The sequence below is a fragment of the Streptomyces sp. Ru71 genome (assembly GCF_002920535.1).
In the GTDB taxonomy this organism is placed as follows: Bacteria; Actinomycetota; Actinomycetes; order Streptomycetales; family Streptomycetaceae; genus Streptomyces.
The window spans coordinates 1-26,039 of record NZ_PQSS01000011.1; the positions used below are offsets into that span (position 1 = coordinate 1).

Genomic DNA, 26,039 nt, shown 5'->3' on the forward strand with positions numbered 1-26,039 from the left:
CGCACGGCTGCGCTCGCGCTCGCGGTCGCGGTCGGCGGAGCGGGACTCGTCACGGCGGCCACCACGGTCACCGCGCCCGCGGCCACCGCGGCCGCCCGGCTCGCCCAGGTCCTCCAGGACCTCGGCGTCCAGACCGGCGCGGGTGCGCTCGGAGCGCGGCAGGGTGCCCTTCGTGCCCTCCGGGATGGAGAGGTCGCTGAACAGGTGCGGGGAGCTGGAGTACGTCTCCACCGGGTCGTTGAAGTCCAGCTCCAGCGCCTTGTTGATCAGCTGCCAGCGCGGGATGTCGTCCCAGTCGACCAGGGTGATCGCCGTACCCTTGGCGCCCGCGCGGCCGGTACGGCCCACCCGGTGCAGGTACGTCTTCTCGTCCTCGGGGGACTGGTAGTTGATGACGTGCGTGACGCCCTCGACGTCGATGCCGCGCGCGGCGACGTCGGTGCACACGAGCACGTCGACCTTGCCGTTGCGGAAGGCGCGCAGCGCCTGCTCGCGGGCGCCCTGGCCGAGGTCGCCGTGGACCGCGCCGGCCGCGAAGCCGCGGCGCTGGAGCTGCTCGGCGATGTCGGCGGCGGTGCGCTTGGTCCGGCAGAAGATCATTGCCAGCCCGCGGCCGTCGGCCTGCAGGATGCGGGCGACCATCTCCGGCTTGTCCATCGAGTGCGCGCGGTAGACGAACTGCTTGATGTTCGCGACCGTCACGCCCTCGTCGTCCGGCGCGGTGGCGCGGATGTGCGTGGGCCGGGACATGTAGCGGCGCGCGAGACCGATGACCGCGCCCGGCATGGTGGCCGAGAACAGCATGGTCTGGCGCTTGGCCGGAAGCAGGTTGATGATCTTCTCGACGTCGGGCAGGAAGCCCAGGTCGAGCATCTCGTCGGCCTCGTCGAGGACCAGGGACTTGATGTGCTTCAGGTCCAGCTTCTTCTGGCCCGCCAGGTCGAGCAGGCGGCCCGGGGTGCCGACGACCACGTCGACGCCCTTCTTGAGGGCCTCGACCTGCGGCTCGTAGGCGCGGCCGCCGTAGATCGCCAGCACGCGCACGTTACGGACCTTGCCCGCCGTCAGCAGGTCGTTGGTGACCTGCGTGCACAGCTCACGCGTGGGGACGACGACGAGCGCCTGGGGGGCGTCGGTGAGGGCCTCGGGGGCGGCCCGGCCGGCCTCGACGTCGGCGGGGACGGTGACACGCTCAAGGAGCGGAAGGCCGAAGCCGAGCGTCTTGCCGGTGCCGGTCTTGGCCTGGCCGATGACATCCGTGCCGGAGAGGGCGACGGGGAGGGTCATCTCCTGGATGGGGAAGGGGGTGATGATGCCGACGGCCTCCAGGGCCTCGGCGGTCTCGGGAAGGATTCCGAGCTCTCGGAACGTCGTAGTCAGGGTGCTGCCTCTTCTGTGTGCGCGGTGCGAGGCGAGCGCGGGGGTCGTGTCGGACCGTGCCGGGGACGTCGGCCGCCTTACGGAGAACCGCTCGGGCAAGCCGTAGGCACGGGACCTCTGCCGACGCTCGAAGCGCTCGTACCGCTGAGGGTGTCCCCCTCCGGGGCCGTACGCGTCCTGCCGTACGGTCGGGGAGGGCTGTCGGGTCGGAGCCGATCGGGCCACCGACCGGGCATCCTCATACGTGCGGCCCGTCGAGACACGTCGGAATGCAACCGAGTATTCGGCAGGCGCATTACCACCATACCCCGGATCGACGCACACGCGATGGCCGATTCGGTCACGTTGTGGTCGTCACACTGGCCGGGCGGCTCTCGGCGGCGCCGCCGCCACAGTGGTGACCAGGGCCTTCCCTCGTGCGGCGAGCGGGCTATTGTGCGCTGCATGACGAGCTCTGACAAGCCTGACCACGCCTCCGACGCACCCACCGGGGTCGCCGCCCAGGACTGGGCGACGGCCTCCGCCGAACCGCAGTACCGGGCCGCCGTCGTGGACCTGCTCGGCGCGCTCGCCTACGGCGAGCTGGCGGCGTTCGAGCGGCTGGCGGAGGACGCCAAGCTGGCGCCCACGCTGGCGGACAAGGCGGAGCTGGCCAAGATGGCGTCGGCCGAGTTCCACCACTTCGAGCGGCTGCGCGACCGGCTCACCGAGATCGGTGCCGACCCGACGCAGGCCATGGAGCCGTTCGTCGCCGCGCTCGACGGCTTCCACAAGCAGACGGCACCCTCGGACTGGCTGGAGGGCCTGGTGAAGGCGTACGTCGGCGACTCCATCGCCAGCGACTTCTACCGGGAGGTCGCCGCCCGCCTCGACTCCGACACGCGCTCGCTGGTGCTGGCCGTGCTGGACGACACCGGGCACGCCGGCTTCGCCGTCGACCGGGTGCGCGCCGCGATCGAGGCCGACCCGCGTGTCGGCGGGCGCCTGGCGCTGTGGGCGCGGCGTCTGATGGGCGAGGCGCTGTCGCAGTCCCAGCGCGTGGTCGCCGACCGGGACGCGCTGTCGACGATGCTCGTGGGCGGGGTCGCGGACGGGTTCGACCTCGCGGAGGTCGGGAAGATGTTCTCTCGGATCACCGAGGCGCACACCAAGCGGATGGCTGCGCTGGGCCTCGCGGCCTGACCCCGGGTTCGCTTCGTGGGGGGTGGTTGCGGGGAGTTGTGCGGCTGCGGGTGTGTTGTGGCTGGCCGCGCAGTTCCCCGCGCCCCTTGGACTCCGGCTTCGCCGTCGTCCTGCGGCTTCGGCTTCGCCGTCGTCCCGTCGGCTTACGCCGTTGCTGATCGTCGACGGAGGCGGCCTGCGGGGCGCAGGAGGAGGGACAGGGACGCCGCCGAGACGATCGCAGCGCCGATCAGGCTCGGCAGGACGCTGCCGGGGCCGAGGGCGCTGTGGGTGACGAAGTCGCCGAAGAGGCCCCCGGCGACGCCCGTCGCGAGGACCAGCGCGCGGGCCGGCAGCCGGTGGGACAGGCGGTGCAACGCCGCCCACGCCATGACGAGACCGAGCACGGCCGAGCCGAGTGCTTCGAAGATCATCGCGGGTCCCTCCCAGACGGCCGGACACTGCACCAGGGTCATGCCCACCTGGTACCAAGGTCGTAGCCCGTCATACCCGTGACCTGCGGAATCCAATCCTCGACTGTGGAGTCGCTGTGCTCCGTCCGTGAAGAGGGAACACGGGAGGGGGCCGGCGGTTCGACACCGCCGGCCCCCTCCGGTACACATCCGCTGCGCGGCGCCTCTACAGCGCGCCGAAGCCCACCTTGCGCGGGGCCGGCTCACCGATCTCCACATAGGCGAGGCGGTCGGCCGGGACCAGGATCCTGCGGCCGTGCTCGTCCACGAGGCTCAGCAGCTGTGCCTTGCCGGCCAGCGCCTCGGACACCGCCCGCTCGACCTCCTCGGCACTCTGACCGCTCTCCAGAACGATCTCGCGGGGCGCGTGCTGCACGCCGATCTTGACCTCCACGGCTATGTCCCTCCGACGGTCAGTGAAGTGCGCGACCTTCCGCGCCGTACCCAGCACACATTAGCCCGGTGAGGGGACCCGCACGCTCCGCGCCGGGCACGCCAACAGCGAACAGCCGACGGGAACAAACTCCCGTCGGCTGTCACACGGCCCCAGGCCGGGGTGGATCAGTGGTGCTGCTCGGTGCCGTGCAGCGGGAAGCCGGCGATGCCGCGCCAGGCGAGCGAGGTCAGCAGCTGCACCGCCTGCTCGCGCGGCACGCTGCGGTCGCTGTGCAGCCAGGAGCGGGCCACCACCTGGGCGAGGCCGCCGAGGCCGCTGGCCAGCAGCATCGACTCCGCGCGCGAGAGACCGGTGTCCTCGGCGATGACGTCGCAGATCGCCTCGGCGCACTCGTTGGTGACCTTGTCGACGCGCTCGCGCACCGCGGGCTCGTTCGTCAGGTCCGACTCGAAGACCAGACGGAACGCGCCGCCGTCGTCCTCGACGTAGGCGAAGTAGGCGTCCATGGTCGCCCGTACGCGCTGCTTGTTGTCGGTGGTCGACGCGAGCGCGCCCCGCACGGACTGGATCAGCGACTCGCAGTGCTGGTCCAGCAGGGCGAGGTAGAGGTCGAGCTTGCCCGGGAAGTGCTGGTAGAGCACCGGCTTGCTGACGCCGGCGCGCTCGGCGATGTCGTCCATCGCGGCGGCGTGGTAGCCCTGCGCCACGAAGACTTCCTGGGCGGCGCCCAGCAGCTGGTTCCGTCGGGCACGGCGCGGCAGGCGCGTACCTCGCGGGCGTGCCGCCTCTGTCTGCTCGATGGCTGTCACGCCGCCTCCCAAAGTCGTCCACATGCGGTGTGCGCCGCGCCGCCATCGTACTTTTCGGTAACCCGGGTGTGCGCGGTGCGAGCGCAGAATTTCACGGACCGGACGGTGACGAAAGTCGGGGAAAGGGTTTCAAAACGGTCCCGAGCGGGCAAAAAACGGCCTCTCTCCAGCTCAGCGCGGTGCCGGGGTCAGCGGTAGTCGTCCTCGTCGAGCGAGACGACGCGCGCCTGCTCGATCAGGTCGGCCTCGTTCGCCCGCGCCGGGTCCACGCCGGTCAGGGGGTCGTCGCGGTCGGGCGCGACGGCCGCCTGCTGCTCGGCGGCGTCCGCGTCGGGCGCCTCGACGTCGTGCTCCGCGGCACCCTCTTCCTCGATCTCCTCGAACGTCTCGGGGTCGGTGGGGTCGAAGGCCATGGAGGGCTCCCTTCCTAAGAACGTCCCTGGAAAGAACGGGGGTCACACCCGGGTGCCCACTCCCTGAGCGTAGGAGACACCCGATCCGGACGCCATGCCATACGCGCGGGTGCGTGACGGAGCCCGCACGCGCGCGTGCGGAACGGATCCGGGTCCGGCTCACCCTTGAGGGGCCGTGTGCCCCTTGGGTTCCCGGTGACCCCTGTGATGCCGAACACGTGAACCAACTGCGTGATCGTCTCGTAACATTGCCGCATGTCTTCGACCGAGCTGCCGTCCGTGCCGCCCACCGACCTTTCCCCGAAGGCGGCATCCGTCAGGGTCGCGGAGGGCGAGCGGCTGAAGTCGGTCGGACTGCCCGGCATCACGCTCACGGTGCGCTCACGGCCCCCCGCCGAGGAGGGGCTGCCGCCCGCGCTGTACGTCCACGGGCTCGCCGGTTCCTCGCAGAACTGGTCCTCGCTCATGGCCGAGCTGGACGGCGTCGTGGACAGCGAGGCCCTGGACCTGCCGGGCTTCGGCGACTCGCCGCCACCGGACGACGGCGACTACTCCGTCACCGGGCACGCGCGCGCCGTGATCCGTTACCTCGACGCCTCCGGACGCGGACCCGTCCACCTGTTCGGCAACTCCCTCGGCGGCGCCGTCTCCACGCGCGTAGCCGCGCTGCGCCCCGACCTGGTCCGCACGCTCACCCTCGTCTCGCCCGCGCTGCCGGAGCTGCGCGTCCAGCGCACCGCCGTGCCGACGGCCCTGCTGGCCGTGCCCGGCATGGCCGCGCTGTTCACCCGGCTGACCCGGGAGTGGACGGCCGAGCAGCGGGTCCGCGGCTCGATGGCCCTGTGCTACGGCGACCCCGCGCGCGTGTCGCCGCAGGCGTTCCGGGACGCGGTCGACGAGCTGGAGCGGCGCATGCGGCTGCCGTACTTCTGGGACGCGATGGCCCGCTCCGCGCGCGGGATCGTCGACGCCTACACGCTGGGCGGCCAGCACGGGCTGTGGCGCCAGGCCGCCCGGGTCCTCGCGCCCACGCTGCTCGTCTACGGCGGCCGGGACAAGCTCGTCGGCTTCCGCATGGCTCACAAGGCGGCGCGCACCTTCCGCGACGCGCGGCTGGTGACGCTGCCGGACGCCGGGCACGTGGCGATGATGGAGTATCCGGAGGCGGTGGCCGCCGCGTTCCGCGAGCTGCTGACCGACGTGACCGGTCCGGGTGCCGGTACCGTCGCCGAGTCCGAGTCCGAATCCGCGAGCCAGGGGAGCTGAGGCGCGACGTGGGACGCCACAGCAGGCGGGGGCCCGCGCCGAAGAAGGCGCCTGGCGATACCAACGGGACGGCGGGGGCGGGACGCCCGTCGGCGCCGGTTCCGCAGCCACCGATGCCACAGCTTCCGGACGATCCGGCGGGGTGGGGTGGCGAAGGGGTGCCTGGGCCTGGCGGGTTCGGGTATCCGCAGGGGGCGCCGGGGGCGGCCTTCCCCCAGGGGGCGCCGACGCGGGGCATGCCCCGGCGGCCGGACGGCACTCCGGCCCACGGTGTGCCCCGGTTCCCGGACGGCACACCGGCGCGTGGAGTGCCGAGGTTCTCCGACGGCACGCCTGCTCATGGTGTGCCGAGGTTCCCTGACGGCACGCCCGCTCATGGCGTCCCGAGGTTCCCCGACGGCACCCCCGCTCACGGTGTCCCCCGGGTGCGGGGCGGGCATCCGGAGCAGCGGGAAGCAGGCGGTGGCTGGGGCGACGTGAGCGCAGCGCCCGGCGCGGCAGGATCCGCGCGGCCCGCGGGGCAGCAGACCGCCGGCGTTCCCATTCCGCGGCAGCGGCGGGCACCGCAGGGCGGGCCGCGTCAGGAGTACCTGGACGCCTTCGAGGGCCTCGACGGCGCCCGTCGCGACCGCGACGACGTCTTCACCCCGTTCCGCCCCGGTACCGGACCCGATCCGTCCACCGACCCGGACACCGGCACAGCCACCGGCAGCGGCACGGGTGCCGGCAACAGAGCCGCGCCGCCCCACGCCGCGAGCGCCCATCCCGGCACCACCGTCCCCCGGCCCGCCGCCGCCCCGCCCGGCACCGGCGCCGACGGGGCCGGCCTCGCGGGCGACGACCTGCCCGCGCGCCCCAAGAGCGGCAAGGGCCGCACCTTCACCGGCATCGCGGCCGCCGCCGTGACCACCGTGCTCGCCGTCGTCGTGGCCGGCCAGGTCACCGGCGACCACGACGGCGGCGTACACGCGCAGTCGGCCTCCGACCAGGCGCGCGACGCCCGGGACTCCGCCTCGCGCGGCGAGGGCAGGCCCAGCCAGTCCACGCCGGCCGCGCCGCTGACGTACGAGCAGAAGATGGCGCGGAAGTACCCGCTCAGCGCCACCCTCAAGGGCCCGGGGGCCTTCGACGCGGTGCCCGGCGTCGCGAAGGCGCCGGGGCACGGCCAGAAGTACACCTACCGCGTGGACGTCGAGCAGGGCCTCGGCCTCGACGGTGCGCTGTTCGCGGAGGCCGTGCAGAAGACGCTCAACGACCCCCGCAGCTGGGCCCACGGCGGCGCCCGCACCTTCGAGCGCGTCTACTCCGGCAAGCCCGACTTCGTCATCACGCTCGCCAGCCCCGGCACCACCGCCGCCTGGTGCGCCAAGTCCGGCCTGGACACCACGGAGGACAACGTCTCCTGCGACTCGGCCGCCACCGAGCGCGTGATGATCAACGCCTACCGGTGGGCGCAGGGTTCCCCGACCTACGGCGACCAGATCCACGCCTACCGGCAGATGCTGATCAACCACGAGGTCGGCCACCGTCTCGGCCACGGTCACGTCACCTGCGACAAGGACGGCGAACTGGCCCCGGTCATGCAGCAGCAGACCAAGTTCCTGGACCACGACGGAATCCACTGCCGGCCCAACCCCTGGCCGTACCCCGCCACCTGACCCGGGCAGGCATCGTCGTACCGGCGCGACGCATGACGTTTCGCAACCGCGTGATCTCCTAGCGCGACCGAACGCGACCCGCGCGGGAAAGTTACGACCGTTCACCCCTTTTGGTGGTGCGACGGACAACCGTCCGTCGCACCACCGCCTTGTCCGCATACGTTCGTCCCGCTGCGAGCCGCCGGACAGGCGGCGGCTCCCCACCTGGGAGATCGGGGGTGTACGCGTGCGCATCGGATTGATTACGGAGGGTGGCTACCCGTTTCTGAGCGGTGACGCCGGGCCGTGGTGCGACCGGCTCGTGCGCGGGCTCGGGCAGCACGAGTTCGACGTCTACGCGCTCAGCCGCGGCCGGGACCAGGAGGACGACGGCTGGGTGCCGCTGCCGCCGCAGGTCAGCGGGGTGCGCGTGGCGCCGCTGTGGACCGCGCGGGAGGACGGCGTGGCGTACGGCAGGCGTGCGCGCCGGCGGTTCGCGGAGTGCTACGGCGAACTGCTGGCCGCGATCTGCGCGGACCCCGCGGGCGGCGCTGCGGAGGACGGGTCCACCCCCGAGGCGGACCGTTTCAGCAACGCGCTGTACGGCCTCGCCGAACTCGCCCGCGACGAGGGCGGGCTGGTGGGCGCGCTCCGTTCGGAAGGGGCGGTGCGCGCCCTGGAACGCGCCTGTCGTGCGCCCGGCGCGCTGCGCACCGCACGCGAGGCCCGGGTGCCGGACCTCCTCGCCGTCACCGAGCACCTGGAAAGCGCCCTGCGCCCCCTCTCGCTCGACTGGTACGACGACGCCGGGCTCGGCTCGGCCGACCTGTGCCACGCCGCCTCGGGTGGCCCGGCGGCCCTGTCCGGCCTGCTCGCCGGCCACTTCTTCGGCGTACCGCTGCTGGTGACCGAGTACGGCGTACGGCTGCGCAGCCACTATCTGGCCCAGGGCGCCGGCCCGGCCACCGCGCCCGCCGTCCGCGCGCTGCTCGCCGCCTTCCACGGGCGGCTCGCCACCGAGGTCTACCGCCGGGCCGCCTGCGTCACGCCCGGCAACGCGCACGCCCGCCGCTGGCAGGAACGCTGCGGCGCCGACCGGGCCAAGCTGCGCACGGTCTACCCGGGCATGGACGCCGGTCGCTTCACCGAGGTCGGTGAGGCGCCGGACACCGCCGACCCGGACACCCTCGTGTGGGTCGGCCGGATCGAACCGGCCAAGGACCTGGTGTCGCTGCTGCACGCCTTCGCCGAGGTCCGCCGGGAGGAGCCGGGCGCCCGTCTGCGGATCGTCGGGCCGCCCGCCGGAGCCGAGGGCGAGGCGTACCTCGCCCACTGCAAGGCGCTCGCCGCCCAGCTCTTCCCGGACGAGGCCGCAGGGCTGCACGCCGTCGGCGACAACCCCGTCTCCTTCGAGGAGATCGGCGGTCCGGAACTGCCCACGCTCGCCGACGCCTACGCCGCCGGCGCGGTCGTCGTGCTGTCCAGCGTCGTCGAGGGCTTTCCCCTCGGTCTGGTCGAGGCGATGTTCTGCGCTCGCGCGACCGTCTCCACGGACGTCGGCGCGGTCGTCGAGGTCATCGGCGGCACCGGACTCGTCGTACCGCCGCGCAATCCACGGGCGCTCGCGGAGGCGTGCGTGGCGATGCTGCGCGACCCCGAGCGTCGTGCGCGCCTGGGCGCCGCCGCACGCGCGCGTGCGCTGGAGCTGTTCACCGTCGAGCAGAACGTCGCGGCATTTCACGGCATTTACCTGGAGATCGTCTCCCGCTGCCCGGTCACCCGCGTCGTCCTCGACGAGGCCGGCGAGCCCCTGCCCTTCGGTGTCCCGGCGGAGGCACACGTCCCCGGCAGCTGGACCGACTCGGGCACCCCAGTCGTCGCCCGTGGCGGCCCGGGGTGGGCCGAGGCGGCACCCGTACGGGCCACGGCCCGGCCAGGCGTGCGGCCCGTGGCGGCGGCGGAAGGAGCGCGATGAGCGGCACGGCGGACCAGGACCGCCCGGGGACACCGAGCAGCCCCGGGGCGTGGGACACGCGGTCGGCACAGCTCCTGGACGGCAGCGGGGCGGGGGCGCCACCCACGGAGGCGCCGGACGGTGCCTCCGAGGCGCCGCGTGGCCCCCGGAGACCCCACGCCCCCCGGCGCGGCACCGCCGACCCCGTGAAGGCGCTGATGCACCGGCACCGGGAGCTGTGCGAGAGCGCCGTCGACCCGTTGGAGATCGCCGCCGGTCTGGAGGCGCACGGCGTCACCGACCGCACCGCCGCCCGCTTCCGCCACCGGGACGTCTTCTCCCTCGCGGAGGAGATGTACGCGCGCGTGCCCCGCACCGGCGACCTCACTCCACCGCGGGGCGCGGGGGACGCCCCCGGCCGCTCACGCCCCGGACCGGCCGCGCGCGACCTGGCTGCCGCTGTCCCTGCTGCCCGGGGCCCTGTGTGCCGCCGCCGTGGCAGGCCTGCGGCTCACCGACGGCCGGGCGCGCGGGTTCGTCGCCCTGGCCGGCGTCCTCGCCGTGGCTGCCGCACTGCGGGCCGTTCTGCGCCGGGGCCCCCTGAGCGCGGCGCACCGCCCCCGGCCCGCCGCCCGCCCCGCCGGTGCCCGCGCCGCCGTCTGGTGGCTGCTCGCCTACGCCGCGCTGGGCGACGCCCTGCTCGACGCGGCCGTCACCGGAGGCCCCGACGGCCTGCCCGACGGCACCCCGGCCGGCGCCTGGCCGCTCGCCGCGGCCCCCCTCCTGGCGCTCACCCTCGCCTGCGCCCCCGCCGCCTGGTGCGCCCACCTCCTCGCCGCCGGCGCCCGCCGCAAACTCGCCGCCAGCGGCGGTCTGGAGGAGTTCGCCGCAGCCGTACGGCCCCTGCTGCTCGGCACGTTCGCCCTGTTCCTGGCCGCGCTCACCGCGCTGCTCGCCCTGTGCGCGACCCTCCTCGGCGAGCCCGCCGGCTACGCCCGCACGCTCACCCTGGGCGCCCTCCTGCTGCTCGCCCGCCTGCTGGCCCTGCACGGAGCGACCCGCGCACCCGGGCTCGTCCTGGCCGCCACGGCCGCCTGCGAGGCCGTCGTCGTGGCCGCGGTCCTCGCCGCCCGCCTGCCCGGCTGCGGCTTCCTGAGCGTCCCCGTGGAGGCCGTCGTCGGCGCCCTGGGCCCGGGCGGCGTGCCCGCCCTGCTGTGCGGGGCGGCGGCCCTGACCCTGCTGATCCACGCGACCCGCACCCTCACCCGGGCCTCGGCCCACGCGCGAGCGGACCACCCCCGGTGAGCCGCCGGCAGCCCACCCCCCACCGGGCCGCACGCAACCGCGACACCCTTGAAGGAGAACACCAGATGATCACCTCCCGACCCGAGGACTCGGCCCCGGGAGCCGCCCGATGAGGGTCCTGCTGATCGGAGCCAACGGCTTCCTCGGCCGCTTCGTCGCCGACCGTCTGCTCGCCGACCCGGCCGTCCAGCTCACCGCGCTCGGCCGCGGGGACGACGCCGACGTCCGCTTCGACCTCGCCACCGGCAGCCCGGGCGCGCTCACCCGCTTCCTCGACGCCGTCCACCCGCAGGTCGTCGTCAACTGCGCCGGCGCCACCCGCGGCGGCGCCCGCGAACTGACCCGGCACAACACCGTCGCCGTCGCCACCATCTGCGAGGCGCTGCGCCGCAGCGGCTGCGGAGCCCGGCTGGTGCAGCTCGGCTGCGGCGCCGAGTACGGCCCGAGCCAGCCCGGCTCCTCCACGGCCGAGGACGCGGTGCCGCGCCCCGGCGGCCCGTACGGCGTCAGCAAGCTCGCCGCCACCGAACTCGTCCTCGGTTCCGGCTTGGACGCCGTCGTCCTGCGCGTCTTCTCGCCCGCCGGACCCGGCACCCCGGCCGGCTCCCCGCTCGGGCGGCTCGCCGAGGCCATGCGGCGTGCCATGCAGTCCGGCGACGGCGAACTCAAGCTCGGCGGCCTCGGCGCCCAGCGCGACTTCGTCGACGTCCGCGACGTGGCCCGCGCCGTCCACGCCGCCTCCCTGTCGGCCGCGCAAGGCGTGATCAACATCGGCTCGGGCCGCGCCGTGCGGCTGCGCGACGCCGCCGCGATCCTCGCCCGGGTCGCCGGCTACGGCGGTGCCCTGCACGAGCTCGACGGCCCGCCCGGCCCGCCGCTCAGGTCGCCCATCGGCCACCCGCGTGCCGACTCCGACCATGTCGCACCGGTCGCCTACCCCTACCCCGACGGCTGCGGCAGCTGGCAGCAGGCCGATGTGCGCACCGCACGCGACCGGCTCGGCTGGCGGCCCCGGATCAACCTCGAAGAGTCCCTCGCCGACATCTGGATGGAGGCGGCATGCCGCATCTGACCAGTACCAAAGCCAGCACCTCCAGCACCGATCTGCGCACCGGCCTCGGCATCCCGGGCCTCGCGCACCCCCTCGTGGCACCGGCCGAGTGGGGCGAGCTCGCCCGGCCCGGCAGGCCGCTGCACTGGGTCGTCCTCGACGTCGCCGACGGCGCCGGCGCCCGCCCCGACCCGCACTGCCTGGAGGCGGCCGGCCGGCTCCGCAACGCCGGTGTGCGCGTGCTGGGGCGGCTGAACGCCTCCTCGGCCGCCGGTGACGTGCTCGGCGACGCCCAGCACTACGTCGACTGGTACCAGGTCGACGGCTTCCTGCTGGACCGCTGCCCCGCCGACGGCGACGCCCTGCCGGCGGTGCGCCGCACGGTCTCCGCGCTGCGCTCCCGGCGTGACGATGCCCACATCGTCCTGGGCCACGGCACCCACCCGCACCCCGGCTACGCCGAGACCGCCGAGCAGTTGGTGACCTTCCGCGGCGCCTGGAGCGACTACCGCTGGTCGCAGGCGGCCGAGTGGACCGCGGACCACCCGCCGGAGCGCTTCTGCCACCTCGTGCACGGCGTGCCCCGCCCGCACCTGGAGGAGGCACTGCGCATCGCCCGCTGGCAGGGCGCGGCGACGATCTGGTTCACCGACCGGGTGGGAAGCGGCCACCACAGGGACGAGGGCGTGGACCCGTGGACCACGATGCCCGGCTACTGGGACGAAATCGTCTCGCGTATCGGAACGGGTGTCTCGGAATGAAAAAGCCCATGGCAGTGTTACGGGGAGAACAACCGTACTGTTTGACCGACCAACGGAGTCCCCGTGTCGTTGCCACCCCTGGTCGAGCCAGCTGCTGAGCTCACCGTAGACGAGGTCCGCCGGTACTCCCGCCACCTGATCATCCCCGACGTGGGGATGGACGGGCAGAAGCGGCTGAAGAACGCCAAGGTGCTCTGTGTGGGCGCCGGCGGCCTGGGCTCGCCGGCGCTGATGTACCTGGCCGCCGCGGGCGTGGGCACGCTCGGCATCGTGGAGTTCGACGAGGTCGACGAGTCGAACCTGCAGCGTCAGATCATCCACAGCCAGTCCGACATCGGCCGCTCGAAGGCGGAGTCGGCCCGCGACACCGTCAAGGGCATCAACCCGTACGTGAACGTGGTCCTTCACGAGGAGCGGCTCGAAGCCGACAACGTGATGGACATCTTCAGCCAGTACGACCTGATCATCGACGGCACGGACAACTTCGCGACCCGCTACCTGGTCAACGACGCGTGCGTGCTGCTGAACAAGCCGTACGTGTGGGGCTCGATCTACCGCTTCGACGGCCAGGCGTCCGTCTTCTGGTCCGAGCACGGCCCCTGCTACCGCTGCCTCTACCCGGAGCCCCCGCCCCCCGGCATGGTCCCCTCCTGCGCCGAGGGCGGCGTCCTGGGCGTGCTGTGCGCGTCCATCGGCTCCATCCAGGTCAACGAGGCCATCAAGCTCCTCGCGGGCATCGGCGAGCCGCTGGTCGGCCGTCTGATGATCTACGACGCCCTGGAGATGACCTACCGCCAGGTCAAGGTCCGCAAGGACCCGAACTGCGCGGTCTGCGGCGACAACCCGACGGTCACCGAGCTCATCGACTACGAGGCCTTCTGCGGCGTCGTCTCCGAGGAGGCCCAGGAGGCGGCCGCCAGCGCGACGATCACTCCCAAGCAGCTCAAGGAGTGGATCGACGACGGCGAGAACATCGACATCATCGACGTCCGCGAGCCGAACGAGTACGAGATCGTCTCCATCCCGGGCGCCCGCCTGATCCCGAAGAACGAGTTCCTCATGGGCACCGCCCTGGAGGGCCTCCCGCAGGACAAGAAGATCGTCTTGCACTGCAAGACGGGTGTCCGCAGTGCGGAAGTCCTCGCGGTCCTGAAGTCCGCGGGCTTCGCCGACGCGGTCCACGTGGGCGGCGGCGTCATCGGCTGGGTCAACCAGATCGAACCGCACAAGCCGGTCTACTGATCACGGCTCTCGCCGACCGGCGAGGCTGACGAAGCCCACGGCATCCGAGCAGCTCGGGTGCCGTGGGCTTTCGCGTCCGGTGGGGGTCTCAGCGGGTGAAGGTGCCCAGGCCGTTGGCGTCGAGGTGTTCGATCGTGACGCTCGTGGCCTGGCCGGAGCGGGTGTGGAAGGTGACGCCGGACAGGCCGACGGCGTTCTCGCCCTGGGTCTGATAGCTGAAGGTGTCACCCGTGTAGTGCTTCAGGGGGAACGTCATCTTCTTCGGGCCCAGTGTCATGCTCAGGTTGCCTTTGCCGTCGCTGGTGACGACGACCGGGCCGTAGTAGTCGTTGGCGTAGGTGCCCGTGTAGACGTCGTCGGCCTTGGCCGGTGTCGCGTTGGCGGGCGGCTTGGCGTAGTTCGTGGGGGAGGCGCCCGTGTAGACGGCTGCCTCGACCGCCTTCCTGAAGAAGGGCAGCCAGTCGACCGTCTGCTTTCCGTTCTGGGCGATGTCGAAGAACGCGGCGCTGATCGCCTCGGGAACGCCGATGGGCTGCCCGTTCGACAGCACGACCACGCCGAGCTGCTCGCCGGGGAGCAGGGACACCGTGGTCGCGGCGCCCAACTCGAAGCCGCCGGAATGGCTCAGGCGCAGCCGTCCGCGCTGGTCGTAGCCGACGTCCCAGCCGAGCCCGTAGAAGCCCGGCTCGCCGGCCGGGGCGTGTGGCGGATTGGCGACGGAGTGGGGTACGTGGGTCTGGTCCAGGGCGGCTGGGTCGATCAGTTTTCTCCCCTCGAACTCCCCGTTGCCCAGTTGCAGGCGCATCCACTTGGTGAGGTCGTCGACGGACGAACTCGCACCACCCGCGGGCGCCTGCCGGTCGGCGTTCTCGGTGGTGGAGGGCTTCCAGTGACCGTTGACCAGCACATGGGCCGACGCCTTGTCGGCGGCCTTGTCGTAGTCGGCACGCTCGTAGCTGGAGTGATCCATCCCCAGGGGTTTGAACAGGGTGTCCGTCGCCAGCCGCGGCCAGCTGGTCTTCGCCGCGTGGGCCACCGCCTCGCCCGCTGCCGTGAGGCCGAAGTTGGTGTAGGCGTAACTTGCGCGGAAGGGGGTCAGGGGCTCCAGCCGCAGGTGCCGCAGGATGTAGTCGAGCGGGTATCCCAGGTCCTGGAGCAGGTCGCCCGCGTGGTCGGGCAGGCCGCTGCGGTGCGAGAACAGGTCCGCGACGGTCGCGTTCGCGCTCACGTACGGGTCCTTCAGCGCGAAGTCCGGCTCGTGGGGACGGACCGGATCGTCCCAGCCGATGACCTTGCGTCCCACGGCCCCGGCCACGACGGTGGACGACAGCGGCTTGGACACGGACGCCAGCTGGAAGACGGTCGCGGGGTCGACCTTGGCGCTCTTGCCCAGCTCGCGGACGCCGAAGCCCTTGCGGTAGATGACCTTGTCCTGGTAGACGACGGCCACCGCCACGCCCGGCACTCCGGTCTGCCGCATCGCGTTCTCCACCAGGCCGTCGAGCCGGCTCACCGCGGTCTTCACCTGGTCCTGGGTCAACTGGGGCGGCGGTTGCTTCGGCGGCGTGGGCGCGAGCGACGCGGTGGCCGACGGCCCGCCGGTAGCCGCGTCCGTCCTGTCGCTGCACCCCGACACGGCGAGCCCCAGCACGCCCAGCGGCACCACTGCCGCGCCCACCCGGCTCTGCCACGACAGCCTTCTCCTGCGACTTCGATTCACCATGATCCGGTTTCCTCGCGTTCAAGGCCCCTGGCGCGTGTCCGGCGCCCGCTCCATCCTCGTCACGGCGGTGGAGCACGGCACTCGGACATCGCCAAGTGGGTGAGGGACCGGCAGCGGGGCGCCGGGCTCAGCGGCAGGTCGTGCCGTCCTTCGGGACCGTGCCCCGGAGCAGGTAGGCGTTCACCGTGGAGTCCACGCAGGTGCTGCCGCTGCCGTACGCTCCGTGGCCCTCGCCCTGCCAGGTGAGGACCACGCCGACGTTCCTGCCGAGTTCGTCGGCCATGCGGCGCGCGCCCTCGTAGGGGGTGGCCGGGTCGCCGGTGTTGCCCACGACGAGGATCGGCGCCGCGCCCGGCGCGCTCACCTGCGGGGTGTCGTACTGGCCCGGTACCGGCCAGTCGTGGCACCAGCCGGCCGCGTCCCAGGCGAGGAAGGGGCCGAAGACCGGCGAGACGCGTTCGAAGTCCGCCAGCCGTGCCCGGGTGTCCTGCGGGGTCGGGCGCTGCTTGTCGTCCAGGCAGGATATGAGCCGCTGGGAGTGGGACGAGGTGCCGTAGTGGCCCGAGGGATCGCGTTCGTTGTAGACGTCGGCCAGGGCCAGCAGTTCGGTGCCGTCGCCGCGTTCGGCCGAGGCGAGCGCGCTGGTCAGGCTGGGCCAGCTCTGTTCGCTGTAGAGGGGAAGGACGATGCCGGTCACGGCCAGGGTCTGGGTGAGCTTGCGTCCCGACGAGGTGGGCAGCGGGTTCGCGTCGATCCGGCGCAGCAGGTCGGCGATCTCCCGGGTGCCCTGTTTCGGGTCCCGGCCGGTGGACTTCAGGTAGTCGTCCAGCGCGCGCTGGAAACCGCGGGCCTGGTTCTCGGCGTGGCCCACCGCGTCACCCGTGGGGTCGACGACCGCGTCGAGCACCAGCCGGCCCACGTTGCGCGGGAACAGGTGGGCGTAGACACCGCCCAGTTCGGTGCCGTAGGAGATGCCGAAGTAGTGCATCTTGGCGTCGCCGAGGACCTGGCGCATGAGGTCCATGTCGCGCGCGGTGTCGGTCGTGGAGACGTGGGCCATCAGCTCCCCTGCCGCCTTCTGGCACCCCTTGCCGAAGGCCGTGGAGTCCGCGAGGAACGCGCGCTCCTCGGCCGGCGTGTCCGGTGTGGCGTCGATCGCCTCGGCGGCCTGGATCTCGCGGTCGCCTCGGCAGCGCACGCCCTCGCTGGCGGCCACTCCGCGCGGGTCGAAGCTGACCAGGTCGTAGTGCTCGCGCAGCCGGGAGACGAGCGGTGCGTATCCCGGCATGCCGGACACGCCGGAGCCACCGGGCCCGCCGAAGTTGAACAGCAGCGAGCCGATGCGGTCGCCGCCGTCGGCCTTGGCGCGGATCATGGCCAGGCCGATCGTGCGGCCGTCCGGTTTCGACCAGTCCAGCGGTGCCTTCAGCGTGGCGCACTGCCAGTCGTCGCCCGGCGCGGGGGAGTCGTCGGTCGCCTCGCAGCGGCCCCAGTCGAGCTTCTGTTCCGTGAGCGAGGCCGGCGACGAGCCCGACGAGCCCCCGCCGCAGCCGGCCGCCAGCAGTGCCCCAGCGGTCGCGAGCGCCGCCCACCGGATCGAACGTGCCATGCCCCTGCCCCCTCGTGAGCCGTCCGCACCGGGGTGGCGAACAGCGGTCAGGCCATCGTAGGCGGACCGACGAGCCTCCGTCGGAGCCTGTGGATAACTCTCTGACCTGGGGGTTTGTCGAATAAAGGGTGAGGGTCAGGCGCAGACGGTCCCGGCCGGCGGGACCTTGCCCTCCAGCAGATAGCCGTTCACCGCCGACTGCACGCACTTGTTCTTGCTGTCGTACGCGCCGTGCCCCTGCCCCTTGTACGTCAGCTCGACCCCGACGCCCTTGCCCAGGGCGTCCACCATCTTCCGCGCGCCCTCGTACGGCGTTGCCGGGTCGCCGGTGTTGCCCACGACGAGGATCGGCGCCGCCCCGGGCGCGCTGACGTCGGGGTGGTCGGCGGCGCCGGGCACGGCCCAGTCGGTGCAGCTGACCATGCCCCAGGCCATGAAGTCGCCGAACAGCGGCGAGGCGGCGCGGAAGGAGGGCAGCTTGCTCTGCACGTAGTCGGCGGTGTAGCGGGGCTTGTCGTCGGCGCAGTTGATGGAGATGTTGGCGGCGGTGATGTTGCTGTACTCGCCGTTTTCGTTGCGCCCGTTCATCGAGTCGGACAGGGCCATGAGAATCCTGCCGTTGCCGCTGTAGGCCTCCTGCAGGCCCTCGGTCAGGTACTCCCAGAAGTCCTTGGAGTACAGGGCCTGCGCGATGCCGTTGGTGGCGGCGGTCTGGGTCAGCTGGCGCGGGAAGATGCCGGGGATCGGCTTGCGGTCGAGGTCGGCGAGCAGCTTGGCGATGCGGTTCTTGACGTCTTGCGCGGTGTCGCCGATCGGGCAGTCCTCGACCTTGGACGTGCAGCCCTCGGCGAAGTTGTCCAGGGCGAGCTGGAATCCCTTGGCCTGGCCGAGCGCGCCCTGCTCGGCGTTCTGCGTCGGGTCGACGACCGCGTCGAACACCGCCCGCCCGACCCGCCGTGGGAACAGGTGGGCGTAGACGCCGCCGAGCTCGGTGCCGTAGGAGATGCCGAAGTAGTACAGCTTGTCGTCGCCGAGGACCTGGCGCATCAGGTCCATGTCGCGGGCGGCGTCGGTGGTGCGCACATGCGGCAGGATCCGCTTGGAGTGGTGCTCGCAGGCCCCGTTGAAGTCCTTGGTGTTGTCGAGGTACGTCGTGCGCTCGGCGGCGTCGTCGGGGGTGGCGTCCTGCTGGAAGTAGGCGTCCAGCTGTGCGTCGTCCTCGCACTTGACGGGTGCGCTGCGGCCGACGCCGCGCGGGTCGAAGCTGACCAGGTCGTAGCGCGTGCGCAGGGTGGCGTAGTCCTCGCCGAAGGCGGGCAGCGTGGTCACGCCGGAGCCGCCGGGGCCGCCGAAGTTGAAGATCAGCGAACCGATGCGGCGGCTCGCCTGGCCGCTGGACTTCGCCCGGATCAGCGCGATGCCGATCGTGTCGCCCTTGGGCTTGGCCCAGTCCAGCGGCGCCTTCATGGTGGCGCACTGCCACTGCGCGCCGCCCGGCAGCGGTGAGGGCGCGTTGCCGCCGCCCTCCGCCTGCGACGGGGCGGGACAGTCCTTCCAGCTCAGCTTCTGCTCCGTCAGGTCCTCGTCCTTGGAGTCGTCACCGCAGCCCGTCAGGGCTGCCGACAGCAGCAGGGCGGTGACGGTCAGAGCGGCGGCGCGCAGCCGGGAGGGGTTGGGCATGATCCCATCGTGCGGCGCGGCAGGCCCGCGCGCGCGGGGCGCGGGCCCGTTGGGGGGACGAGGGCGCCGGGAGTGACTACAGCGCTCCCTTGCGGGTGAGGTGGTTGAACGCCAGCCAGCCCGGCAGCACCGGCAGCCACAGCGTGAGCAGCCGGAACAGCAGCACCGCCGGCGCGGCGACCTCCTTGGGCAGCCCGACGGCGATCAGGCCGAGCGTCAGGGACGCCTCGACGGCGCCGACACCGCCCGGCGTGGGCGCGGCCGAGCCGAGCGCGTTGCCGGCCAGGAAGACGACGGCGACGCTGGCGATGCTCAGCGAGGCCGAGCCGTCGCCGAAGGCGCGGATGGAGGCGTCCAGGCACATCACGAAGCAGGCGGTGAGCAGCAGCATGCCGCCGATGCCCGTGACGAGCTTCTGCGGCCGCTGCAGCACGTCCAGCATGCGCGGGATGACGCCCGCGAACAGCGACCGCACGCGCGTGACGATGAACTTGCGCAGGAACGGCACGGAGGTCACCACGAGGACGAGGACCGCGACGGTCAGCAGACCGGCGATGACCGTGCGGGACGGCGACAGCGACGGGGTCTTCTCGGTGCCGGTCAGATAGCCGAACGACAGCAGCATCAGGATGTGCGCGCCGAGCCCGAACAGCTGCGAGGCGCCCACACTGGCCACCGCGAGCCCCGGCCGCACTCCCTGGCGCTGCAGGAACCGTGTGTTCAGCGCGACGCCGCCGACCGCGGCGGGCGCCACGATCTTCACGAAGGACCCGGCGACCTGCGCGGCCACCGTCCGCGGGAACGGCACCCGCTCGGGCACGAAGCCCAGCAGGCTCATCGCCGCGGCCACATAGCTCAGCGCGGAGAACAGCACGGCCGCGGCCACCCAGCCCCACTGGGCGTTCGCCACGAGCGGCCCGAACTCGATGTGGGTGAGCTGCGTCAGCAGGAAGTACGCGCCGATCGCGCCGGCGATGAAGCTGATCAGCGTCCGCGGCCGCACCCGCTCAAGCCGGGCCGGCTCGACCGGGGCCTGCGGCCTGATCCGGAGCACCTCGTGCCGGATCTGGCTGAGCAGATCCTCCTCGCGTGCCTCCTCACGGGCCTCCTCCAGCGCCTCGTCGACAGCCCGCTTCTCGGCCCGTGCCTGCGCCCGTGCGGCCTTCTTGTCGGCCTTCTCGGGTACGGCGGCGGTGTCCTGGTGGGCCTCGGCGCGGGCCTCCTTGGCGTGCCGGGCCGCCTCCAGGACCGCGTCGCGTTCGCGCTGGGCACGCTCGCGTGCCAGTCGGCGCAGCGTCGCGCGCGTGGAGCGGGTCAGCGCGATCGGCTGGAGCATCGGCAGGCAGTCGGCCACGGCGTCGGGGCCGAGGACGCTCACCGCGGAGGCCACCGCCCGCTCGGCGCCGGCCCGCAGGCCCAGCGTGGTCACCAGCTGGGCGACGTCCATGCGCAGCAGCAGATCACCGGCCGCGATCTCGCCGCCCCGCAGGTCGGTGAGGATCACCCTGCCGGAACGATCCACCAGAATCGCGTCGCCGGCCAGCCTGCGGTGCGCGATCCGCCGCGACTGCAGGGCGCGCACCTGGTGCCAGGCGTTGCGCAGCAGCTCGTCGGTGATCTCCTCGTCGGCCAGCGAGTCCAGGGTGCGTCCGCCGGTGTGCTCGTAGACGAGCATGACGGCGTCGGGGCCGAGCTCGGAGGTGGCGATCAGCTTGGGCGCGTTGGCGCCGGCGGCGATCGCGGCGTAGGCGAGCAGCGCCTCCTGCTCCAGGGCCTGACGCAGCGACTGCAGGCTGCTGCGGGTGGCGAAGCCGCGCAGGGTGAGGTTGCGCCAGGCGCGGTAGAAGAAGCCCTGGGCCTGTTGTTCGCGGTCGACGACGGTGACGTCGAGCGGCGGGCCGTCCTCCAGGGTGACGAAGTAGCGCCGGCCGCGGTCGCTCATGTCGGCGCTGTCGGGTGCTTCCTCGCGGGAGGCGCTGACCGGGTGGAAGCCGACGGTCTGCAGGCCGGCCATGAGGGTGCGGCCGGTGGGGCGGACGTTGGGGGAGCCGACGGCGTACAGGGTGCCGTAGGCCACGGTCCAGCCGATGAGCACCGTCAGGATGATCGAGAACGGTGTCGTGTAGCCCGTGACCAGCATGGAGAACGCGTCGAGGAGCAGCACGATCCACAGCACCGACCGCCAGCGCGGTCTGCGGGACATGCCGACGGCGGTCATGTACGCGATGACCGGGGCCAGATAGCCGTGCACCGGGTCGGTCAGCGCGTGGATGTCGCCAGGGGAGGGCTGGGTGAGCGCCTCCTGGATGGAGTCGGGGGCGGCCTTGGCGACCCACAGGTCGGTGGCGAGCGTCACTCCGTGCGCGAGGACCGCGGCGAGGACGCCGTCGGCGATGCGCAGTCCGTCCCGCTTGATCAGCCGTTCGATCGCGAAGGCGACCGGCACCAGCAGGATCGCGATGCTGGAGGCCAGGCCGGCGATCTTGATGAGCAGGTCGGGTGCCTGCCCGGTGCCCTTGTTGATGTCCTGTTCCAGGCCGGAGGTCGTGCCGTGCGCGAACGCGGCGATCCCCAGCAGCACGACGATCGCGAGCAGACCCACCAGCAGCCGCATCAGGTCCGAGGGGCGGTGCACGCGCGCGGGGAGCAGCGGTTCGTCGCCCTCCACCTCGTCGATGTGCGTCACGTCACGCGCGTCGTCGGGGGAAGTGTCGCTCTTGGTGCCCTTGTCGCCGGTGCCCGGGCGCGACGCAGCGTCAGAGGTGCCCTCCGCGTCTCCGGGGTGCACACCCTGCTGCTTCATCGCCTCTTCTTGATCTCGTATCACCGGTCACCGCCCGCACGATGGTGGCATGCCCCACCGACACACGGGGGCATCAGGGTGCACATGCGGGGCCGACAGTCTGCCGGAAGCGCCGTGCCGGGGCGAGGGTCACGCACCGTCGAGAACCGGTCACCCTGTCGGTGGGGTGGTGCAGGATGGGTCGAATGAGCGAGCAGAGCCTTCCGGACGACGCGGGCCCGGAGCGGGCCGGGGCGCTCCCCGAGGACGACGCCGGCCCCGGCCGGCCCGAGGCGCTCCCCGAGTACGCCGAGCGGGTCCTTGAGGTCGCCGAGCTGATCCCGCCGGGGCGGGTCATGACGTACGGGGACGTCGCCGAATGGCTGGAGGAGGGCGGGCCCCGCCAGGTCGGGCGCGTGATGTCGCTGTACGGCGGTGCCGTCCCGTGGTGGCGTGTCGTGCGGGCCGACGGGGTGCTGCTGCCGGGGCACGAGCAGCGCGCGCTGGCGCACTACCGGGCGGAGGGCACGCCGCTGAAGTCGGCGAGCCGGGCCGCGCAGGGCCATGTGCCGCGCCTCGACATGAGTCGTGCGCGGTGGGACGGCGGCGGACGCGCTGACGCTCACACCTGACAGCTTCCGCCATGCGTCAGGCCGGAGTGTGACCTGTGACCCGAAGGGATGAACAAGGGCACATCCGTGGCATGACGTACGTTCGTGAGGCGAGGGACTCGCGTGGCGCGAGCGCCGGACGGGAAGAAGCGGAAGTCCTGCTTCCACCCGGCCCGGCGGCGTAGCGTCGCCTGCGCGCGTCCCCGACCCACGGCCACCGGCCCGCAGGCGCGGCCGGCCGCGCACCCAGCACACCCACCAGGACCGGCGAACCACGTGAGCTCCTCTTCCTCCACCCGGCGCCTGCCGCACCCCCAGGTGCGGCAGGGGAGCCGTGGCGCCTACCGATTGGTGCGTACCCCGCCACACCGTCCGGATCCCCCTCGTCTGGACGCCGCGCAGCGCGCCGTGGTTGACCATGACAGCGGCCCGCTGCTCGTCCTCGCCGGTCCGGGCACCGGGAAGACCACCACCCTCGTCGAGTCCGTGGCCGCCCGTGTCGCCCGCGGAGGTGACCCCGCGCGCGTGCTCGTGCTGACGTTCAGCCGCAAGGCGGCCGTCGAGCTGCGCGACCGCATGGCCCTGCGCATGGGGGCGGCCCGCGCGCCCCAGGCGACCACCTTCCACTCGTTCTGCTACGCCCTCGTACGCGCCCACCAGGACAGCGAGCTGTTCGCCGAACCACTGCGGCTGCTGTCCGGCCCCGAGCAGGACGTCACCGTGCGCGGACTGCTCGCCGGCCAGATCGACCTGGAGAAGCTCGGCCTCGCGCACGTGCGCTGGCCGGACGAGCTGCGCGCCTGCCTGACCACCCGCGGCTTCGCCGACGAGGTCCGCGCCGTCCTCGCCCGCACCCGCGAACTGGGACTCGGGCCCGACGCCCTGGACGCCTTCGCCCGCCGTATCGGCCGCCCCGACTGGCGGGCGGCCGCCGCCTTCCTCGCCGAGTACCTGGACGTCCTCGACCTGCAGGGAGTGCTCGACTACGCCGAACTCGTCCACCGCGCGGTGCTCCTCGCCCGCCGCCCGGACGTCGCCCGGCAGCTCGCCGACCGGTACGACGCCGTGTACGTCGACGAGTACCAGGACACCGACCCGGCGCAGGTACGGCTGCTGCACGCGCTCTTCGGCCACGGACGCACCCTCGTCGCCTTCGGCGACCCCGACCAGTCGATCTACGCCTTCCGGGGCGCCGACGTGAACGGCATCCTCGACTTCCCGGCCGCCTTCCCGCGCGCGGACGGCCGCCCCGCCCCCGTCGCGGTGCTGCGCACCTCCCGCCGCTCCGGCGCCGCCCTGCTCGCCGCCACCCGGCTGATCACCCAGCGCATGCCGCTGACCCGGCTGCCCGCCGACAAGGTGCGCGCCCACCGCGACCTCACGCCCGTACGCGACGGCGGCCGCGTGGAGGTGTACACCTACCCGACGCCCGGCACCGAGCTGGACAACATCGCCGACATCCTGCGCCGCGCCCACCTGGAGGACGGCGTCCCCTGGCGCGACATGGCCGTCCTCGTGCGCGCGGGCGCCCGGACCATCCCGGCGGTCCGCCGCGCCCTCACCGCCGCCGGCGTCCCGCTGGACATCGACGGTGACGACCTGCCCCTGCGTCACGAACCGGCCGTGGCACCCCTGCTGACGGCCCTGCGGGCGGTGGCCACGGCGGAGGCCGGCGGCGCGTCCACCGAGCCGGCCGGGGAGGCCGGGGAGGCCGGGGAGGCCACGGAGACTCGCGAGGCCCCGGTCACCGAGGAGACCGACGCTCCGGAAGCCGACGCCGACGCACCCCAGGACGCAGAGAACCCCGCCGCCACGGCCCCCTGCTGGCTCGACACCGAGACCGCCCTCACCCTCCTCGCCTCCCCGCTCGCCGGCATGGACGCCGCCGATCTGCGCCGCCTCGGCCGCGCCCTGCGCGAGGAGGAGCGCGCCGCAGGCAACCCGCTGCCCCCGCCCTCGGACGAACTCCTCGCCCGCGCCCTGGCCGAACCGGAACGCCTGGCCGTGCACGACCCGACGTACGCGCGCGGCGCCCAGCGCCTGGGCGCACTGCTGCGCACGGCACGCGAGCGCCTGGCCGCCGGCGGGACGGCCGAGGAGGCGCTGTGGGACCTGTGGGAGGGCACCCCCTGGCCCGGGCGACTGGAGCGGGCCGCCCGGCGCGGCGGCGCGGCCGGCCGCAACGCCGACCGCGACCTGGACGCCGTGTGCGCGCTGTTCGCGACCGCCGCGCGCGCGGAGGAGCGCACCGGCGGCCGGGGCGCGCTGAACTTCCTGGAGCAGATCGAGGCGGAGGACATAGCCGCCGACACCCTCACCCGGCGCGCGGTGCGCACGGACGCCGTCCGGCTGATGACCGCGCACCGCTCCAAGGGCCTTGAGTGGCGCCTGGTCGTCGTCGCCGGTGTCCAGGAGGGCCTGTGGCCGGACCTGCGCCGGCGCGGCTCGCTGCTGGAGGCCGACCGCATCGGCCGCGACGGCCTCGCCCAGCCCCTCACCCCCGGCGCCCTGCTCGCCGAGGAACGCCGCCTGTTCTACGTCGCCGCCACACGCGCGCGTGAACGGCTCGTCGTCACCGCGGTGAAGGCCCCCGCCGACGACGGCGACCAGCCCTCCCGCTTCCTGGCCGAACTCGGCGTCGAACCGAAGGACGTCACGGGCCGCCCGCGCCGCCCCCTGTCGGTCGCCGCCCTGGTCGCCGAACTGCGCGCCACCACCGTCGACCCGCGCGCCTCGGACGCCCTCAGAAAGGCCGCCGCACACCGGCTGGCCCGGCTCGCCGCGCTGGCCGACGAGGACGGCCGGCCCCTGGTGCCGGCCGCGCACCCCTACCGCTGGTGGGGCATGTGGGACCCCACCGAGTCCAAGGTGCCGCTGCGCGACCGCGACCAGCCCGTCGTGCTGTCCGGCAGCGCCCTGGACCAGCTCGCCAACACCTGCGCCCTGCAGTGGTTCCTCGGCCGTGAGGTCAAGGCCGACGCCCCCGCGACCGCCGCCCAGGGCTTCGGCAACGTCGTCCACGTCCTGGCCGACGAGGTGGCCTCCGGGCACACCCCCGCCGACCTCGCCGTGCTCATGGAACGCCTGGAGACGGTGTGGAACGCGCTCGCCTTCGACGCGCCCTGGAAGTCGCAGCAGGAGAAGGACAACGCGCGTGTGGCGCTGGAGCGCTTCCTGCAGTGGCACGTCATGGACCGCGCCGGCCGCACCCCGGTGGCCAGCGAGCACGACTTCGACGTCACGCTGGGGGCGGGCGAGTACCAGGTGCGCATCCGCGGCCAGATGGACCGCGTGGAGGCCGACGGGGAGGGCCGCGCGTACGTCGTCGACTTCAAGACCGGCAAGCAGGCGCCCAGCTCCGCCGAGGTGGCCCGCCACCCGCAGCTCGCCGTGTACCAGCTCGCCGTGCGTGAGGGCGCCGTCGACGAGGCCTTCGACGGGGTGCGGCCCGAGCCGGGCGGCGCGGAGCTGGTCCAGCTGCGGCAGGGCGCCGCCAAGCGGGACGGCGGTGAGACGCTGCCCAAGGTGCAGGCGCAGGAGCCGCTGGAGGGGGAGTGGGTCGGCGAGCTGCTGGCCACGGCGGCCGGAAAGGTGCTCGACGAGCGGTTCACGCCGAGTGCCGGCCAGCACTGCACGCACTGCTCGTTCCGGGCCTCGTGCACCGCGCGGCCGGAGGGGCGGCACGTGGTCGAGTGAACAACCTGATGCGAGGGGAGTCGCCGTGATGCACGGCACCTCACGTGCTGACCTGCGCTTCTTCCCCCTCTGAACGCTCACCCGGCCAC

Annotated in this window: 19 protein-coding genes; 10 read left to right on the forward strand and 9 right to left on the reverse strand. The window is 73.2% G+C overall.

What is annotated here, in order from left to right:
* Positions 1-1,287: DEAD/DEAH box helicase (locus C3489_RS09335; protein ID WP_374936727.1), on the reverse strand; the 1,287-nt coding region annotated here is incomplete at its 3' end.
* Between the two features lie 537 nt (positions 1,288-1,824).
* Between C3489_RS09335 and C3489_RS09340 the strand changes: the two genes are divergently transcribed.
* Entirely contained in the window at positions 1,825-2,562 is a 738-nt protein-coding gene (locus C3489_RS09340) for a ferritin-like fold-containing protein (RefSeq protein ID WP_181139594.1), read from the forward strand.
* Positions 2,563-2,705: 143 nt separating this feature from the next.
* Here the strand turns inward: C3489_RS09340 and C3489_RS09345 are convergent, their stop codons facing one another.
* The 4 genes from C3489_RS09345 to C3489_RS09360 form a co-directional block, all read right to left on the reverse strand.
* Positions 2,706-2,975 (reverse strand): hypothetical protein, encoded by a 270-nt coding sequence (locus C3489_RS09345; protein ID WP_103781406.1) that lies wholly within the window; start codon positions 2,973-2,975, stop codon positions 2,706-2,708.
* 205 nt (positions 2,976-3,180) lie between these two features.
* A complete protein-coding gene (locus C3489_RS09350) occupies positions 3,181-3,408 on the reverse strand; it encodes a DUF3107 domain-containing protein (protein WP_103781294.1) in 228 nt (75 codons plus the stop codon).
* A gap of 167 nt (positions 3,409-3,575) precedes the next feature.
* Entirely contained in the window at positions 3,576-4,220 is a 645-nt protein-coding gene (locus tag C3489_RS09355) for a TetR/AcrR family transcriptional regulator (protein WP_103781295.1), read from the reverse strand.
* A gap of 188 nt (positions 4,221-4,408) precedes the next feature.
* Positions 4,409-4,633 carry a hypothetical protein gene (locus tag C3489_RS09360; protein ID WP_103781296.1) on the reverse strand — a complete coding sequence of 75 codons (225 nt, stop codon included), beginning with the start codon at positions 4,631-4,633 and terminating at the stop codon, positions 4,409-4,411.
* A gap of 255 nt (positions 4,634-4,888) precedes the next feature.
* Between C3489_RS09360 and C3489_RS09365 the strand changes: the two genes are divergently transcribed.
* The 7 genes from C3489_RS09365 (at position 4,889) to moeZ (ending at position 13,849) form a co-directional block, all read left to right on the forward strand.
* Positions 4,889-5,899 (forward strand): alpha/beta fold hydrolase, encoded by a 1,011-nt coding sequence (locus tag C3489_RS09365; protein WP_103781297.1) that lies wholly within the window; start codon positions 4,889-4,891, stop codon positions 5,897-5,899.
* Positions 5,900-5,907: 8 nt separating this feature from the next.
* Entirely contained in the window at positions 5,908-7,557 is a 1,650-nt protein-coding gene (locus C3489_RS09370) for a DUF3152 domain-containing protein (RefSeq protein ID WP_374936728.1), read from the forward strand.
* A gap of 226 nt (positions 7,558-7,783) precedes the next feature.
* A complete protein-coding gene (locus tag C3489_RS09375) occupies positions 7,784-9,511 on the forward strand; it encodes a DUF3492 domain-containing protein (protein WP_103781299.1) in 1,728 nt (575 codons plus the stop codon).
* A 474-nt stretch (positions 9,512-9,985) separates the two neighbouring features.
* Positions 9,986-10,795, forward strand: coding sequence for a hypothetical protein (locus C3489_RS39990; protein ID WP_374936729.1), 810 nt, complete (start codon positions 9,986-9,988; stop codon positions 10,793-10,795).
* Between the two features lie 109 nt (positions 10,796-10,904).
* On the forward strand, positions 10,905-11,867 hold the full coding sequence (locus C3489_RS09385) for an NAD(P)-dependent oxidoreductase (protein ID WP_103781300.1): 963 nt from the start codon (positions 10,905-10,907) through the stop codon (positions 11,865-11,867).
* Positions 11,855-12,607 carry a spherulation-specific family 4 protein gene (locus tag C3489_RS09390; RefSeq protein ID WP_103781301.1) on the forward strand — a complete coding sequence of 251 codons (753 nt, stop codon included), beginning with the start codon at positions 11,855-11,857 and terminating at the stop codon, positions 12,605-12,607. The genes C3489_RS09385 and C3489_RS09390 overlap by 13 nt, the downstream gene beginning before the upstream one ends.
* 63 nt (positions 12,608-12,670) lie before the next feature.
* Entirely contained in the window at positions 12,671-13,849 is a 1,179-nt protein-coding gene (gene moeZ, locus C3489_RS09395; RefSeq protein ID WP_103781302.1) for an adenylyltransferase/sulfurtransferase MoeZ, read from the forward strand.
* Positions 13,850-13,937: 88 nt separating this feature from the next.
* Here the strand turns inward: moeZ and C3489_RS09400 are convergent, their stop codons facing one another.
* The 4 genes from C3489_RS09400 to C3489_RS09415 all read right to left on the reverse strand — a co-directional run bounded on the left by C3489_RS09400 (position 13,938) and on the right by C3489_RS09415 (position 21,664).
* Entirely contained in the window at positions 13,938-15,572 is a 1,635-nt protein-coding gene (locus C3489_RS09400) for a serine hydrolase (RefSeq protein WP_103781303.1), read from the reverse strand.
* Positions 15,573-15,699: 127 nt separating this feature from the next.
* Positions 15,700-17,181: an alpha/beta hydrolase gene (locus tag C3489_RS09405; RefSeq protein WP_103781304.1), complete on the reverse strand. Its 1,482-nt coding sequence runs from the start codon at positions 17,179-17,181 to the stop codon at positions 15,700-15,702.
* 135 nt (positions 17,182-17,316) lie between these two features.
* Positions 17,317-18,861, reverse strand: a complete 1,545-nt coding sequence (locus C3489_RS09410; RefSeq protein WP_103781305.1) for an alpha/beta hydrolase — start codon at positions 18,859-18,861, stop codon at positions 17,317-17,319.
* A 76-nt stretch (positions 18,862-18,937) separates the two neighbouring features.
* Complete coding sequence (locus C3489_RS09415) at positions 18,938-21,664, reverse strand: lysylphosphatidylglycerol synthase transmembrane domain-containing protein (RefSeq protein ID WP_181139596.1); 2,727 nt, start codon at positions 21,662-21,664, stop codon at positions 18,938-18,940.
* A gap of 185 nt (positions 21,665-21,849) precedes the next feature.
* On the opposite strand from C3489_RS09415, the gene C3489_RS09420 reads away from it, so the two are divergent.
* Both C3489_RS09420 and C3489_RS09425 read left to right on the forward strand, forming a co-directional pair.
* Positions 21,850-22,275 carry an MGMT family protein gene (locus C3489_RS09420; protein ID WP_308460804.1) on the forward strand — a complete coding sequence of 142 codons (426 nt, stop codon included), beginning with the start codon at positions 21,850-21,852 and terminating at the stop codon, positions 22,273-22,275.
* Between the two features lie 255 nt (positions 22,276-22,530).
* A complete protein-coding gene (locus tag C3489_RS09425) occupies positions 22,531-25,950 on the forward strand; it encodes an ATP-dependent DNA helicase (RefSeq protein WP_103781308.1) in 3,420 nt (1,139 codons plus the stop codon).
* Positions 25,951-26,039 lie beyond the last annotated feature (89 nt).

Excerpts from the sequence above, each read along its gene's own strand:
- C3489_RS09360 (WP_103781296.1), bottom strand. The coding sequence starts at position 4,633 with ATGGCCTTCGACCCCACCGACCCCGAGACGTTCGAGGAGATCGAGGAA.
- C3489_RS09420 (WP_308460804.1), top strand. The coding sequence starts at position 21,850 with ATGAGCGAGCAGAGCCTTCCGGACGACGCGGGCCCGGAGCGGGCCGGG.
- C3489_RS09415 (WP_181139596.1), bottom strand. The coding sequence starts at position 21,664 with ATGAAGCAGCAGGGTGTGCACCCCGGAGACGCGGAGGGCACCTCTGAC.
- C3489_RS09390 (WP_103781301.1), top strand. The coding sequence starts at position 11,855 with ATGCCGCATCTGACCAGTACCAAAGCCAGCACCTCCAGCACCGATCTG.
- C3489_RS09405 (WP_103781304.1), bottom strand. The coding sequence starts at position 17,181 with ATGGCACGTTCGATCCGGTGGGCGGCGCTCGCGACCGCTGGGGCACTG.
- C3489_RS09340 (WP_181139594.1), top strand. The coding sequence starts at position 1,825 with ATGACGAGCTCTGACAAGCCTGACCACGCCTCCGACGCACCCACCGGG.
- C3489_RS09385 (WP_103781300.1), top strand. The coding sequence starts at position 10,905 with ATGAGGGTCCTGCTGATCGGAGCCAACGGCTTCCTCGGCCGCTTCGTC.
- C3489_RS09365 (WP_103781297.1), top strand. The coding sequence starts at position 4,889 with ATGTCTTCGACCGAGCTGCCGTCCGTGCCGCCCACCGACCTTTCCCCG.
- C3489_RS09400 (WP_103781303.1), bottom strand. The coding sequence starts at position 15,572 with ATGGTGAATCGAAGTCGCAGGAGAAGGCTGTCGTGGCAGAGCCGGGTG.
- C3489_RS09345 (WP_103781406.1), bottom strand. The coding sequence starts at position 2,975 with ATGATCTTCGAAGCACTCGGCTCGGCCGTGCTCGGTCTCGTCATGGCG.
- C3489_RS09410 (WP_103781305.1), bottom strand. The coding sequence starts at position 18,861 with ATGCCCAACCCCTCCCGGCTGCGCGCCGCCGCTCTGACCGTCACCGCC.